This is a genomic window from Frankia gtarii (assembly GCF_025403375.1).
Taxonomy (GTDB): Bacteria; Actinomycetota; Actinomycetes; order Frankiales; family Frankiaceae; genus Frankia; species Frankia gtarii.
Window position 1 is genome coordinate 1 of the sequence record NZ_JAMPTM010000180.1, and the last position, 13818, is coordinate 13818.

Annotated in this window: 14 protein-coding genes; 5 read left to right on the forward strand and 9 right to left on the reverse strand. The window is 68.7% G+C overall.

Going from position 1 to position 13818, the window contains the following annotated elements:
* The coding region (locus tag NBZ83_RS22080) for a hypothetical protein (RefSeq protein ID WP_261575713.1) at positions 1–276 on the reverse strand (276 nt) is incomplete at its 3' end.
* A gap of 697 nt (positions 277–973) precedes the next feature.
* On the opposite strand from NBZ83_RS22080, the gene NBZ83_RS22085 reads away from it, so the two are divergent.
* Entirely contained in the window at positions 974–2323 is a 1350-nt protein-coding gene (locus NBZ83_RS22085) for a tetratricopeptide repeat protein (protein WP_261568329.1), read from the forward strand.
* Between the two features lie 568 nt (positions 2324–2891).
* On the opposite strand, the gene NBZ83_RS22090 is transcribed toward NBZ83_RS22085, so the two are convergent.
* The 3 genes from NBZ83_RS22090 to NBZ83_RS22100 form a co-directional block, all read right to left on the reverse strand.
* Entirely contained in the window at positions 2892–4055 is a 1164-nt protein-coding gene (locus NBZ83_RS22090; protein ID WP_261568311.1) for an acyl-CoA dehydrogenase family protein, read from the reverse strand.
* 60 nt (positions 4056–4115) lie between these two features.
* A complete protein-coding gene (locus NBZ83_RS22095) occupies positions 4116–5039 on the reverse strand; it encodes a 3-hydroxybutyryl-CoA dehydrogenase (RefSeq protein WP_498041071.1) in 924 nt (307 codons plus the stop codon).
* 297 nt (positions 5040–5336) lie between these two features.
* Positions 5337–5570 carry a hypothetical protein gene (locus NBZ83_RS22100; RefSeq protein WP_261575714.1) on the reverse strand — a complete coding sequence of 78 codons (234 nt, stop codon included), beginning with the start codon at positions 5568–5570 and terminating at the stop codon, positions 5337–5339.
* Positions 5571–5788: 218 nt separating this feature from the next.
* On the opposite strand from NBZ83_RS22100, the gene NBZ83_RS22105 reads away from it, so the two are divergent.
* The gene (locus NBZ83_RS22105; protein ID WP_261568309.1) at positions 5789–6952 is read left to right on the forward strand and encodes an alkane 1-monooxygenase; all 1164 of its coding nucleotides are present in this window, start codon (positions 5789–5791) and stop codon (positions 6950–6952) included.
* 13 nt (positions 6953–6965) lie between these two features.
* Here the strand turns inward: NBZ83_RS22105 and NBZ83_RS22110 are convergent, their stop codons facing one another.
* The 3 genes from NBZ83_RS22110 to NBZ83_RS22120 all read right to left on the reverse strand — a co-directional run bounded on the left by NBZ83_RS22110 (position 6966) and on the right by NBZ83_RS22120 (position 9700).
* The gene (locus NBZ83_RS22110; protein WP_261568308.1) at positions 6966–7484 is read right to left on the reverse strand and encodes a hypothetical protein; all 519 of its coding nucleotides are present in this window, start codon (positions 7482–7484) and stop codon (positions 6966–6968) included.
* 111 nt (positions 7485–7595) lie between these two features.
* A complete protein-coding gene (locus tag NBZ83_RS22115) occupies positions 7596–8264 on the reverse strand; it encodes a hypothetical protein (protein ID WP_261575715.1) in 669 nt (222 codons plus the stop codon).
* Positions 8265–8968: 704 nt separating this feature from the next.
* Positions 8969–9700 carry a lysophospholipid acyltransferase family protein gene (locus tag NBZ83_RS22120; RefSeq protein ID WP_261568306.1) on the reverse strand — a complete coding sequence of 244 codons (732 nt, stop codon included), beginning with the start codon at positions 9698–9700 and terminating at the stop codon, positions 8969–8971.
* Between the two features lie 248 nt (positions 9701–9948).
* On the opposite strand from NBZ83_RS22120, the gene NBZ83_RS22125 reads away from it, so the two are divergent.
* From NBZ83_RS22125 to NBZ83_RS22135, 3 genes are all read left to right on the forward strand, one after another.
* Positions 9949–10641, forward strand: coding sequence for a M50 family metallopeptidase (locus NBZ83_RS22125; protein ID WP_261568305.1), 693 nt, complete (start codon positions 9949–9951; stop codon positions 10639–10641).
* 20 nt (positions 10642–10661) lie between these two features.
* Positions 10662–11609, forward strand: a complete 948-nt coding sequence (locus NBZ83_RS22130) for an SOS response-associated peptidase (protein WP_261568304.1) — start codon at positions 10662–10664, stop codon at positions 11607–11609.
* A gap of 197 nt (positions 11610–11806) precedes the next feature.
* Entirely contained in the window at positions 11807–12601 is a 795-nt protein-coding gene (locus NBZ83_RS22135; protein ID WP_261575716.1) for a tyrosine-protein phosphatase, read from the forward strand.
* An 82-nt stretch (positions 12602–12683) separates the two neighbouring features.
* Here NBZ83_RS22135 and NBZ83_RS22140 read toward each other — a convergent pair whose 3' ends face one another.
* Together NBZ83_RS22140 and NBZ83_RS22145 are read right to left on the reverse strand one after the other, a co-directional pair.
* On the reverse strand, positions 12684–13256 hold the full coding sequence (locus tag NBZ83_RS22140) for an HdeD family acid-resistance protein (RefSeq protein WP_261568302.1): 573 nt from the start codon (positions 13254–13256) through the stop codon (positions 12684–12686).
* A gap of 116 nt (positions 13257–13372) precedes the next feature.
* On the reverse strand, positions 13373–13567 hold the full coding sequence (locus tag NBZ83_RS22145) for a ferredoxin (protein WP_261568301.1): 195 nt from the start codon (positions 13565–13567) through the stop codon (positions 13373–13375).
* Positions 13568–13818: the final 251 nt, after the last annotated feature.

The window sequence follows — 13818 nt, forward strand, 5'->3', positions numbered from 1 at the left end:
CACCGCCACCGCCACCGCCACCATCGCCAGCGACGGGACCACCTCGATCGCGACCGGCGCGTCCGCGTCGACCGGAGCCTCGCGCGGCGCGGGCCGGGTCAGCTTCGTAGGCTCCGGCCTGGTCATCGCGGGGCCGTCCCTGCCGGGCGCGGCCGTGATCCCGCAGATCACGACCCCGGCCGCTATCCCGAGCGCTACGGCCACCGCGCCGTCGGGACTGCCCGCGGCGGCGAGCCCGACGGCCGTGTCGACCACCACGGCCGTCGCCTCCTGCATCCACTGATCTCCCGCCCCTTCCATCCACGGGTCGCGGCCACGCCAGCATCCGCCGGGACATGACGACCTGCTGGATGCGAGTGTCCTCGCAGATCATGGTGATCTCGATTTTTGCCGGTCGATCCCGACTTCTACTTGTGACGGCGCACTTCTGCTGCCTGTGGACTCGCTGCGTTCACACCATGTTCACGCGACGCTCCAACGCGTCATGGGTGTGGCCGGCGCATCGACCGTTCACGTTCCAGGGGCAAGATTGGCGGAAGGGCATCTGGAGCAGGAACGCGTAGGCATCGGCAGGCGTGCGCCGACGCGTCTGGGCCGGGTCTGGGCCGGTCATCGGGCGGAACGTGAAATGACCTCGCGGTCATCCCGTCGATCGCGCACACCAACCGGCCGTGCCAGCGCGCCGACCCCGACCAGCCCGCCGCCACCGACCTGACGGTCCTGACGGACAGCGGAGCTCCGCTGCCTGTTTCGCGCCCGACACGTCGCTCCCGTCAATCCTTGACAAACCGTGGTCCCCGCAAAGCGAACGCCCTTGGGGTCAGCTTCGGCATCGACCGAGATAGCCCACATCGTCTATCGTCACTGTACGATGAGCTCCGATCGCGATGCGGGGCTCCAACCTGATGATCTCGGGTCGTAATTAAGCGGGGTAACCTTGGCGGAACTAGATCCATTGAGAGTTTTTGTGGCTATGCCCGGGACCAGCCTTGGACCAAATGCCGATTGGAAGAATGTAAGCAAAATAGAAGAACTATTCTACGAAAAAATACGCCGTGAGTTGCAAAAGCGAACACAGCGCAAAGTCACTCTTGATATCGAAAAGAAAAAAGTAAGCCAAGGAGTCATATTCAAGTCGATGTTCGCGGAAGCCGTGGATGCCGATGTATACATTGCTGATCTGACTGGTGCGAATGCCAACGTTTATCTTGAACTCGGCGTGCGGTGGGCGTTGGCGGACAATGTAACGGTTCTAGTGTCCCAGTCCTCGGAAGATGTGCTATTCAATGCGGCAGCCAGCCGTTACATTCCTTATTCGGAAAAGTTTGAAGAACTGGAAAGGGCAATCGGTCAAGTCTGTGATGCCGTCACAACTGGACTCAGGACCGAAAAAATCGATAGCCCTGTTCGAGATGGTCTAGCGCTGGTGACGTTGAGGCGAGCAGAACTGGAAAATTTGAAGCGTCAACGCGATGCTCTGACCGCAGATCGCGTCAAAGATCTTCTCGAAGCTGCGCTCCACTCGAACTCCGGTGATGTCAGGAAAGAACTCCTGGAGCGAGCACTCGCTATTGATGATGTTTCCTTCGATGCCAACTATATGCTGGGGGTCACCCTGAGAAAAATAGGTGATCTCGCTGGCTCGATCGCAAGGCTCGAGAACGCAATTACAATTCGTCCGGATTCCGATGACGCCTGGCGAGAGCTGGGTGTGTCGCAGAGTAAAAGTGAAATAATAGAAGAGGCGATCAATTCCCTCAAGAGGGCGATCGAATTAAACTCAAACGACTCGGAGGCGTGGAGCAACCTAGGTGGCGCATATCGCCGCAAAGCGCTGGCTGTCGATCCTCTCGACCGCTCCGCTCTGGAGGAGAGCCGAGATTCGTACAAGCGCGCGTCGATGCTCAGTAGGTACGCTCTTTATCCGCTGATGAATATTGCGCGCGTTCAGCTGCTGATCGACGCCGCAGCGGGACGTGACTCAGGGGAAGCGACACGGTTGTTTACCAATGCTCTGCATCTGTGTAATCACGAAGTTCAGCAGTCGCGGGAAGAACTTGAACGCCAGGAAAACTTGAAGTCGCGACAGGCGTTGACGTGGTTTGCATTCGACCTGGCCGAGGCTTCCCTTCTTTCGGGAGCTGAAGGATGGGAGGAGGGCTACCAGTATGCGCTTTCGCTCCTTACGACCGATTCGGCGGCCGAATACATATCTTCCGTATTGCCACCCTTGGAGTCGTATTTGCAATATCGGGTTGTCGCCGAGAATCAACTGGAGAAGATCCGTCTTATTGTCGAGACGTTGAGAACTCGTGTGAGCTAACTCGGCCATCATACGTTTATGACCGATCGCTAATCGCCAGACGTACTGCTGCGATAGTGATGGTGGCGTGGTTGTTATCCCCATGGATGGGGTCTGAGCTGCGTTTCTGCACCGCCGGTAGTGGAAGTAGCGGGCGCATGCCCAGTGGTGGCGGCGCCAGTTCGAGTATCGGCAGACGTGGCCGGTCGGGTGATCGATTCGGCGGGTGTGCTGACGTGCCGGATCTCGTTAGCGGTGAGCGGGATCTTGCATCCCTGGTGATCTCGGGTGGTGCGTCGATCGGGATACCGTCGGGACGGCGCTGGTAGCCGATGGAGACGGCCCTCCTCCTTTCGCGGGTTGTTCTGGGTTTCGTTGCTGTTCGCGGTGCTGACTGCGAGCCAGGCCTGCGCGAGCATCGCGAGGATGACAGGCCGATACAGGCCTCGTGGAGTCGGACCTGACAGTGGTCGAGACCGGCTTCGTTCCTGCCGCCTTGGACGGCTTCCTCGCCGACGATCATAAGACAGCTGCGTCGCGCCATCTCTTCCGCAGTAGAGACCACAAAGAGATCGCTGCGGCTAAAGCGCTAGCCGTTAAGCAGCGCGCGGGACATGACGACCCGCTGGACCTGGTTGGTGCCCTCGTAGATTTGCGTGATCTTTGCGTCGCGCATCATGCGTTCGACGGGGAAGTCGCGGGTGTAGCCGGCGCCGCCGAAGAGCTGGACGGCGTCGGTGGTGACTTCCATGGCGACGTCGGAGGCGAAGCACTTGGCGGCGGCGGAGACGAAGCCGAGGTTCGGTTCGCCGCGTTCGGCCCGGGCGGCGGAGACGTAGACGAGGTGCCGGGCGGCTTCGATCTTCATGCCCATGTCGGCGAGCATGAACTGGACGGCCTGGTTGTCGGCGATCGCTCGGCCGAACTGGCGGCGCTGCTTGACGTAGGCGATGGCGGCGTCGAGCGCCCCCTGGGCGATGCCGACGGCCTGCGCGCCGATCGTCGGGCGGGTGTGGTCGAGGGTGGCCAGCGCCGTGCGCAGGCCGGTGCCCGGCTCGCCGATGATGCGGTCGGCGGGGATCGTGCAGCCGGTGAAGTGGATCTCCCGGGTGGGGGAGCCCTTGATGCCGAGCTTGCGTTCCTTCGAGCCGACCTCGAAGCCGGGGTCGTCGCGGTGCACGACGAAGGCGGAGATGCCGTCGACCTTCCTCGCCGCATCTGGATCGGTCACGGCCATGACGGTGTACCAGGTCGACTCGCCGGCGTTGGTGATCCAGGTCTTGGTGCCGTCGAGGACCCAGTGGTCGCCGTCGAGGCGGGCCCGGGTGCGCATCGCGGCGGTGTCGGAGCCCGCCTCCCGCTCGGAGAGCGCGTAGGAGATCATCGCCTCGCCGCTGGCCAGGGAGGGCAGCACCTGGCGCTTGAGCTCCTCGGAGCCGGCGAGGATGATCGGCATGCTGCCCAGCTTGTTCACCGCGGGGATCAGCGAGCTCGACGCACAGACCCGGGCGACCTCCTCGATGACGATGCAGGTGGCCACCGAGTCCGCGCCCTGGCCGCCGTAGCTCTCCGGGACGTGCACCGCGGCGAATCCGGCCCGGTCGAGCGCCTCGAGCGCCTCCGCCGGGAACCGCTCGCGGTCGTCGACGTCCGCGGCGTACGGCGCGATGTCCTTCTCGGCGAGAGTGCGCACCGCCTCGCGCAGCGCGGTGTGTTCCTCGGCGAGCTGGTAGAGGTTGAAGCTCGGATTCACCGCAGACCGCCTTGGTCGTCGTGTCCTCGGATGGCGCGGGGGTCAGGCCGCTGGTGGGGTTCAGCCGGCGTAGTTGTGGAAGCCGCGGCCGGTCTTCTTGCCGAGTAGCCCGGCGTCGACCATGCGCATGAGCAGCGGGGGCGGCGAGTACAGCGGCTCCTTGAACTCCTCGTACATCGACTCGGCGACCGCCTTGATGGTGTCCAGTCCGACCAGGTCGCACAGGCGCAGCGGACCCATCGGGTGGGCGCAGCCGAGCACCATGCCGCGGTCGATGTCGTCCGCGACGGCGAAGCCGGACTCCAGCATCCGCACCGCGGCCAGCAGGTAGGGAACGAGCAGCGAGTTCACCACGAAGCCGGCCCGGTCCTTGGAGCGGATGACCTCCTTGCCGAGCCGGCCGGTGACCAGGCCCTCGGCGGCGGCCTCGGTCGCGGGTGAGGTCAGCAGCGACGGGACGATCTCGACGAGCTTCTGGACGGGCACCGGGTTGAAGAAGTGGATGCCGACGACCTGCTCCGGCCGGGACGTGGCCATGCCCAACTTCATGATCGGAATCGACGAGGTGTTGGAGGCGAAGATCGCGTCCGGCCGCGTGACGACCTTGTCGAGAGCCCCGAAGATGTCCGCCTTGAGCTGCTCGTTCTCGGCAACCGCCTCGATCACGACGTCGCGGTCGGCGAAGTCACCGAGATCGGTGGTGAAGGTCAGCCGCGCGAGTACCGCGTCCCGGTCCGCCTCGGCCAGCTTGCCGCCGCGGACCCCGCGGTCCAGTGAGGAGGTCAGCCGCTTGCGACCCGCGCTCAGGGCCGGCTCGTCGATCTCGCGGATGGCGACGTCCAGGCCCGCCCGGGCGGCGACCTCGGCGATGCCGGAGCCCATCAGCCCGCAGCCGATCACACCCAGACGGGTGAAGGTCGACCCCGCAACGGTTGCGGCGACAGCCGCCTCGTCGACATGGTCCGCTGTCTGCACCGCATCCACTGAAGTTACTCCTCGCGATCGCCTGGTCTCGAAACTGGTGAAGGACGTCGGCGGCGCCGGAACCACGGCAGCCACGACGATCGGTCACGCGGGTGTGGCACGTCAACTACGGGCGGCGCGCGACGGACCTCGGCCCGCTTCCACGAGGCGTCAGGCGGCTTGACGACGGCTCCGGACACCACTTCCGTGTCCGTCATCCAGCGTAGTCCGTGTGCTTGTTGCGCTCATCAGATCCGACATCGGCCCAGATCAGGCCACCCGCGTACGGCCGCTGGCGGGCCAGCCCACGTCAGCCGGTCAGCGGCTGCGTGTCGCCCGGCGTCGGCGCAGTCGGCGCAGTCGGCGCAGTCGGCGCAGCAGCCTGGGAAGCGCGATGTTCGCGGCGAACAGCGCCGCCGCGAGCAGGTAGTTGCCCCGGCCCAGGCGCTGCTGGCCCGGCAGGGGCAGCAGCGTGTAGGTGATCAGGACTCCGGCCGCCAGCAGCAACGTGCCCACCATCACCCCACCGATCCAGGGCGGCGAGTCGCTCATCGACCGCGACCGCCGGCGCGGCGGCCCGGAACGCGCACCGTCCATCGCCACGTGCGAGTTACTCCTCACGGGTCGTTGTGGCGGACATCCCGTTGTCATTGTGGATGCTCGGTGGCAGATTGACGGATCAGTTCTGCCGAACCGTCGGATGTCCGTTTCGTGCCCGCACTGGCGCGCTCCGGTGACCTGCCGGTCGGCCCGGCGGATCGGAGGTGCCGGTGGCGGCTCCCGTACTCACCGCGCCCGGCGGGATTGCCTGGCGTGACGGTAAACGCTATATGTGGCTGACGGCCATCATCGTGCCACTGCTCGCCATCGTCGGCTATGGGTTGTGGCATCGCACCGGCCTCGGGGTGCATTGGTGGATCACCCCGTTGTTCGTCTTCGTCCTCGTCCCGCTGTTGGACATCTCCACGCCGGCGGATTCGGTGAATCCTCCCGAAGAGATCCGGGCCGCTCTCGAAGGGGACCGTTTCTACCGCCGGTGCACTTATCTCTACCTGCCGTTGGCCGGCGTCGGTCTGGTTCTCGGCGCCGCGGCCTGGGCGGGCGGCGAGCTGTCGCCGTTCGCCCGCATCGGCGCGGTGGTCTCGGTCGGCACGGTGACCGGCGTGGGCATCACCACGGCGCATGAACTGGGCCACAAGCGGGCTCCGCTCGAACGGTGGCTGGCGCGGCTGATGCTCGCGCCCACCTGCTACGGCCATTTCTACGTCGAGCACAACCGAGGTCATCACGTGCGGGTCGCGACGCCGGCAGACCCGGCCAGTGCCCGCCTCGGCGAGGGTTTCTGGCGGTTCTGGCCGCGAACGGTCGTGGGCAGCCTGCGGTCGGCCTGGTCGCTGGAGAGCCACCGGCTGCGGCTACGCGGCGCGTGGGTGGTGTCTCTGCGCAACGAGGTGCTGCTCGGCTGGCTGCTCACCGCCGTGTTGTTCGGCTCGCTGGCCGCCGCGTTCGGCCCGTCGGTACTCGTCTTCCTCGCCGCGCAGGCCGTGTTCGGGTTCACTCTGCTCGAAGGCGTCAACTACATCGAGCACTACGGGCTGGCCCGGGCCCGCACCGCCGGCGGCCGCTACGAGCCCGTCACCCCGCGGCACAGCTGGAACAGCGACGCGGTGACCAGCAACCTGGCGCTTTACCAGCTCCAGCGGCACAGCGACCATCACGCCCATCCCACCCGGCGTTACCAGGTCCTGCGTTCGTTCTCCGAATCGCCGCAACTGCCGGCGGGGTACGCCACGCTGCTGCTCGCGGCGTACCTGCCCCCGGTGTGGTTCCGGCTGATGGACGACCGCGTCGTCGCGCACTATGACGGTGACCTGCGCCGGGCGAACGTGCATCCGCCGCGGCGCCACGCCCTGGCGGCCCGCTACCGGGCGTAGTGCCGCTGGGAAATCAGCGGATCCCATCCCACATCGCGCCCGCCGGCGCGACCCGTGCCCGGGACGGTTCCGCCGGGATGGGCGTCCTTGCCGAAGCCGGCGCCGACGATCGGGAGTCGGCGGGGGCCTTCGCGGCAGAATCGGCGCGGTCCGACTCGGCGGAGGACTGGCTCGCCTCCCGCGCCACCGACGACGCCGACCCGGCCGAGGCGAAGCCGCGGGACTCCCCGCGGTCGTAGGCGAGCAGATCCTGGCAGAGATCGCGGTAACCGCGCAGCGCCATGCGCAGATCCTCCGTCGACGGCTCGCCGCGGGAACGCCACGCCTCGCGCAGGCCGCCGCGCTGCGCCTCGATGCGGTCCTGCAGGGCGCGCACCGCCTCGTCGACCAGACGGTCGGCCTGCTCGACCGCGGCCCGCGGGTCGTCGACGAAGCTGAGCAGGATCTCCCGCCACTGGTCGGCGTCGCGACCCTGGCCGGACCGGGAATTCGCCGCGGGGCGGCCGTCGTGCCTGGTGCCGTCGAGACTCATGACGGTCCTTCCTGTCGTGCTACGAGGGGGCCGGCTTGAGAGCGGCGCGGTGACCGTGAAGATCCCTGGCCGGGAGACGGACGTTGCCGGACGATCTGGTGGCGGCGGGGTTCACGCCTCCCGCTTGGTGGGCGTGGCCGCCAGGCCGGCGGCCGGCCGCTCCTTCGGGTCCTGTCGGTCGCCGGTGGGAACGGCCTTGTCGCCGGTGGGAACGGCCTTGTCACCGGACCCTGAGTTGCTGCCGACCAACTGGTTGAACACCTCGCGGTAGCGCACGAAGGCCGAGCGCAGGCTCTCGGTGTCCCGCCGGCCGGGAGCACTCTTGCCGTCCGGCTTGGCCGTGGTCCGCTGGTGCGCCTCCCGGTAGCCGGCGACGACGCGGGGATGGTCGGCGGACAGCAGCTCGGCGCGCTCGGCGAAACTGCCAGCCGGATATCCCCGGGCGCGCATCACCTCGCCGACGAGGGCGTCCGCCAGACTCGTCGCTTCGGCGGGGTCGTCGACAAAGCGGGTCTGCAGCGTCTCCCAGCGGACCGTGTAGGTTGCCCGGTCGGCCTGGGTCAGCGGGTTGATGGTGAGCGCGTCGCGCCGTTCGGCGATCTGCCTGAGCTGGCGTTCCGCCGATCGCCGGTCCGCGTGCTCGGCGAGCACGCGGTCGTATTCGGGGCCGAACCGCTGTTGCAGCCGCGCACGTCGGCTGTCACGCTGCCCGAGGAGCATGACGCTTCCGAGGACGGCCACGGCGCAGATCACCAGTAAAATCCAGCCTACGGTGAGCACGGGAAACCTCCGCCTGACGTCCCTCTTCCGCCACATGATCCGCCCGGTCGGGTACCCAGGCGCCTTCACCGTAAACGGGGCGAAAGCGGAACGGGGCCTGCCGGGGCCCCGATAGTGCCGTCGAGGATGTTGCGAACCGCTGCGTTCCGCCTCGCCACGCCCCAGGCCAGGGCGGTCTCGGCGAGCTGGCCGAGTAAGTCCCATCTGCTCGGGGTCGTAGCCGATCAACGTTGAGTAGCGGGTGTGGCGTCGCCTACGCTGCCGTCAAACCTCAGACCACGAACATGCGCCGGTGACGGCCGGTTTCGGTGCGCGGAAAGCGTTGCGGTGCGATGTGCACGATCCCCGGGCTCGGACCGCGCAAAACGCACCGCAACTCGCCCCGTCCGGGTTCGGACTCACTCGCCTGGGCGCGCGTGGCGCGGTGCGCTCCGCGGCGGTGCGCCGGTCTTTCATCGACGATGCCGGGAATCTCGGTGATCCGGTGGATCTCGGCGATTCGTCGGCGATTCGTCGGCGATTCAGTGGATCCCGGCGATCGGGCGGAGCCCGATGTCCGTGCGTGCGGTGGTGCGCCTGGGTCGGCGACGCGAAATCCTTCGCGCCATCGGATGCATTCTCCTCGCGTGGTGGTGCCGAGCTGGAATGTCTGGACCCGACGTTTCCGGACGCATTCGCCGGTGGCCAGGAAAGCCGGTGAGGGGTCAGGCCCGCGAGTCGTTCGGCTGGGTGGGCGGTGGCGGGGCGGACCCGCCGAGATGTGCGGGCAGCCACCAGTCGGGCTCGCCGGGCGAGGGGCGCGGGTAGCTTCGCTGGGCCTCGTCGAGCAGCTCTGTCATCACCTTGTGCAGGACGTCCGTCCCCGTCCGGCGGTCGGCGAGCTCGGCCGGGGGGACCGGCCGGCCCACCGTGATGGAGACCGGGGTGCCGACGGCGTCCCGCAGCCTGAACGGATGCCCCTTGGTCAGGACCCGCTGGCTGCCCCAGAGGATCACCGGGATTACCGGGACGTCGGTGTGCGCAGCCATCCGGGCTGCACCGGACTTGAACGAGGCCAGGCAGTAGCTCGGGCTGATCGTCGCCTCGGGGAAGACCCCGACGAACTCGCCGGCGCGCAACGCCTTCAGCGCGTCCCGCAGCGACGCGGCCCCGGCCTGCCGGTCAACCGGGATGTGGTGCATTCCGCGCATCAGTGGCCCGGAGATCCGGTGGTCGAAGACCTCCTTCTTGGCCATGAAGCGGACCAGCCGCTGCCTGCTGGTCCAGAACGGGAGTCCGGCGAGCGCGAAGTCGAGATAGGAGACGTGATTGATCAGCACTATGCCACCCCCGGAGGACGGGATGTTCTCCGCACCCCGCACGTCGAGCTGCAGGCGCAGCGCGCCAAACAGCCCTCTCACCACGGTGATAACCGGCCGGTAGACGTATTCCGCCACGACGGGCCACTCCTCAGCTTGTCCTCGCGGTCCCCCCGGGCATCCAAGCGCGTTCCGACCCTACCGCCGCCTCCCGGTCACGGGGGCGCCGAACAGGGGGGCGCTCGCCCTTTCAAGGACCCCCGGCCGGCACCTGCCCGCCTCCTCGGCCTCAGGATCGATGATGTCGGAACGGACGCCGCTGCCGGTGTGGGGCCACTCGCCACCTATCGGGCGAGGCGGGCAGATGTCGGAGAGGGAGAGGCCGGATGGAGATCCTGCGGCGCAGCATCGAGGCGCAGCCAGCGCCGCCGCAGTGGGTGATCGTCGCCGCCGCCGTGCTCGCGGCTGTGACAGTGCTCAGCGATCGGCTGTGGCCCGTCGCCCGGCACGTCATCACGATCGCGCACGAGGGCGGGCACGCCCTGGCCGCGGTCGCGAGTGGCCGCCGCCTGGCCGGTGTCCGCCTGCACTCGGACACCTCCGGGGTCACCGTCTCCGCCGGCCGACCGACGGGCCCCGGCGTGATCGCCACGGTGGCCGCCGGCTACCCCACGCCATCCCTGATCGGACTCGGCGCCGCCGCCCTGCTGGCCACCGGCCGGACAAGCCTGGTGCTTCAGGTCTGCGTGGCATTGCTGCTCGCGATGCTCGTCGTGATCCGAAACGGCTTCGGGGTGTTTTCCCTGCTGGTCAGCACCGCGGCGATCCTGACGGTCTCGTGGTTCGCACCGCCGACCGCGCGCGCCGGGTTCGCCGCCTACGTGGCCTGCTTCCTGCTGCTCGGTGCGCTGCGGCCGGTGGTCGAGGTGCAGCGCCAGCGCCGGCGTCGCCGGGGGAAGGATTCGGATCCGGACCAGCTCGCCCGGCTGACCGGGCTGCCGCCGGGCTTCTGGGTGGGCCTGTTCGGCCTGACGGGGCTGGCGTGCCTCGCTGGCGGGGGCGCACTGCTGTTCGCCTGAGTGCAGGGCGTGGCCGGGAAATGTCGGACCTGGCTGCCACACTGGTCGGCATGTGCGGTCGATACACGCAGAAGCTGACGGCCGACGATCTGGTCGCCGCCATGTCCGCCCGCGACGAGACCGGCGGCGGGGTGAGGGAGAGCTACAACGTGGCCCCCACGTCGACGATGCCGATCGTCGTCGCGCAGCCGCCTGGCGCCGGTGGCGAACCGGCGCCCACCGGCCGGGTGCTGCGGCTGGCGACCTGGGGGCTGGTGCCGTCCTGGGCGAAGGACCGCACCATCGGCGCCAAGATGATCAACGCCCGGGCGGAGACGGTGGCGACCAAGCCGGCGTTCCGGGCGGCCTTCGCGGCGCGGCGCTGCCTCGTGCCTGCCACCGGCTTCTACGAGTGGTTCCATCCGGGCGGCGGATCCCGGCGCGGGCAGCCGTTCTACATCTACCCGGCGGGCCATCCGGCGGCAGGGGGGATCTTCGCCTTCGCCGGCCTTTACGAGGTGTGGCGCAAGGGGGACACGCCGCTGGTGACCTTCACGATCCTCACCACCGGGGCGGCTGAGGGGCTGGCGTTCCTGCACGACCGGTCGCCGGTGATCCTGCCAGCGGCGGCCTGGGATCGGTGGATCGATCCGGCGGCCGACCCGGCCGGGCTCGCCCCGCTACTGCGGCCGGCGCCGGGCGGGGTGCTCGCCGCGCATCCGGTGGACGCGGCGGTGGGCAACGTCCGGAACAAGGATCCGCACCTGATCGACCCGGTCGACCTCGATCCGACGGTGGCGCAGGAGCTGGCGTCGGCAGGCGGGTCCACGGCGGCGGCACCGGGCCTGGCCGCCGGCGAGGGCGGCGTAAGCGGCCTGGGAGAGTCGGTAGCCACGCGCCCGGCGGAGGGAGCGGTGGACCTGTCGCTGTTCGAGCTCGATCCACCTGGGACGGTCGCCGGCGACCGTGCCGGCCGCAGCGTTCGGTGAGTGACAGGACGCATCGTGTGATTGCACGCTGATCCGGCGGAAATCCGCAAGGATGAGAGGACGCCGCCGGCGGCGGTGCCTCGGGTAGACGGGCCCGCTGCCCGGGTCCGGTAAGTCTCGGGCCGGCCGCGGTCCCGCCGGGTCAGCGCCGACCGGCAATGACGCCAACCAGGCTGGCACGGCCGGAGGAGTACTCGATGACGTCTCTCACCGATCCGACCGACGCGGCGGGCGCCGGTTACGCCCCGCCGCTGGCGGCGCCGGCGCCGCCGGACGTCGCCGGGCTCGTCAACCTCCGCGACGTCGGGGGGATGAGTACCGCGGACGGTCGCCGCACCCGCCCCGGTGTGCTTTACCGCAGCGAGATGCCCAAGGTCGGAGACCGCCCGCCGCCGGAGTCGATGGTCTGGCCGCCGCGTACGGTGATCGACCTGCGCTCCGCCGTCGAACGCGGGCCCAATCCGCATCCGCTCGCCGCCCTCGGCGCCGAGATCAGGGTGTTCCCACTGCTCGGCGACGACGCGGCGCCCGGCCGCCACACCGCCGCCTCGGGGGCAATGGAGGCCGGTCTACAGGCGCTGTACGTGGCGATGGTCGAGCACGCCGCCCCCCAGCTTGCCGCGATCGTCGACGTCGTCTCAACGACGCCGGGCCCGGTGCTCGTGCACTGCGCCGCGGGCAAGGATCGCACCGGTGTCACGATCGCCGTGCTGCTGCGTCTCGCCGGCGTCGTCGAACGGGACGTCCTCGCCGACTACGCGGCCACCGAGCAGAACATGCGCGGCGTGATCAAGCGACTCAAGGGACATGCGCTGCTGCCTGGCGTGAGCGACCCGGAGCGGGGCCGGGAGCTGGTCAAGACGTCGGTCGCTGCCGCGGAAGCGGTCATCGCCACAACCGACGCTCATCCCGGTGGCGTGGCCGGCTGGGTCCATGACCACGGTGCCAGCGAGGAGTCGATCCGCCGCTGGCGCGACCTCATCCTGGCCTGAGCGGGCCGCCCCCGCCGTCTGGCGGCTTTCTCGCCAGCGGCGGCGGGAGGGGCCCCGACCGCGGGAAGCAGCCGTCAGACGTTCAGGCCCGCGTGCGGGGCCGCAGCGCCAACCCCAGTGCAATCTCGGTGACCCCACTGACGATGAGCTGGATTCCGAAGATCACCGCCAGTGCCACGATCGTCGCGTCGGGCCAGGCGAGGGCGAGCACACCCAGTACCACGCTGACGGCCGCCAGCGCGTAGCTGGGCACCGCACCGCGGGCATCGGTCTCCCGCGAGGGCGACTCCCGCGACTGCAATGCCCGGGTCACGAGTGCCCGCACTACGCCGGTGACGATCAGGATGGCGCCGACGAGCAACGCCAGCACCCGTAGCGTCACCCCCGGCCACAGCAGCACGACGATGCCGCCGAGAACGAGCAGGATCCCGAAGAAGGCCGTGCCCGCCGAGTTCTCGGCCCTGGCGGCCGCGATCGTCTCGCCGATCCCGGACAGGACCAGAGCCACCCCGGCGAGCACGGCCAGGGTGCCGGCCGTCGCGAACGGATTGAGGATCAGCAGCAGGCCCAGCACTGTGACTGCCAGGCCGACGACGAGCAGCGCCGGCCACAGGGCGCTGGGCGTCTGCCGTTGCTGCCGATAGGTCGTCGTCATCCAGGTACCTCCCGCGCCGACCCACACCACACGCGCGGATCCGCACCGGGTTCCTACCCACTGGTGGCCCGGCCGCACCGGGCGGCGGGCAGCCGACCGGTGCGCAGCCGGGCCCGTCAGCCGTCGCTGATACTGATCGCGTCCGTCGGGCAGGAGTCGGCCGCCTCCTGAAGGTCGTCCCGCCGTGCGTCGTCCGGCTCCTCGATCAGCAGATAGAGATAGCCGTCGTCCCGGATCTCGAAGACGTCCGGAACGAGTTGGACACACGCGCCGCTGCTGGCGCAGCGATCGAAATTGACGGTCACACGCATCGGCGCGCCTCCCGTGGTGCTCCCAGAATGTCGGCGACGTGTGGACCTTACCGCCGGACTCGGCAGAGGAACAGCAGCGTTATCTCGGCTGGCCACAGTGGCAACGCTGCCGTTCCTGGGTGATCTGTGGACAACCCGCCGTTGTCCACAGATCACCATCTGATCCGGCGAGGCGCCGGCACATCGATCTACGGTCCGGTCATGGTCACGAACACCCCCGGTCCCGGGTGCCCGTCCCCGCCGTCTCACCG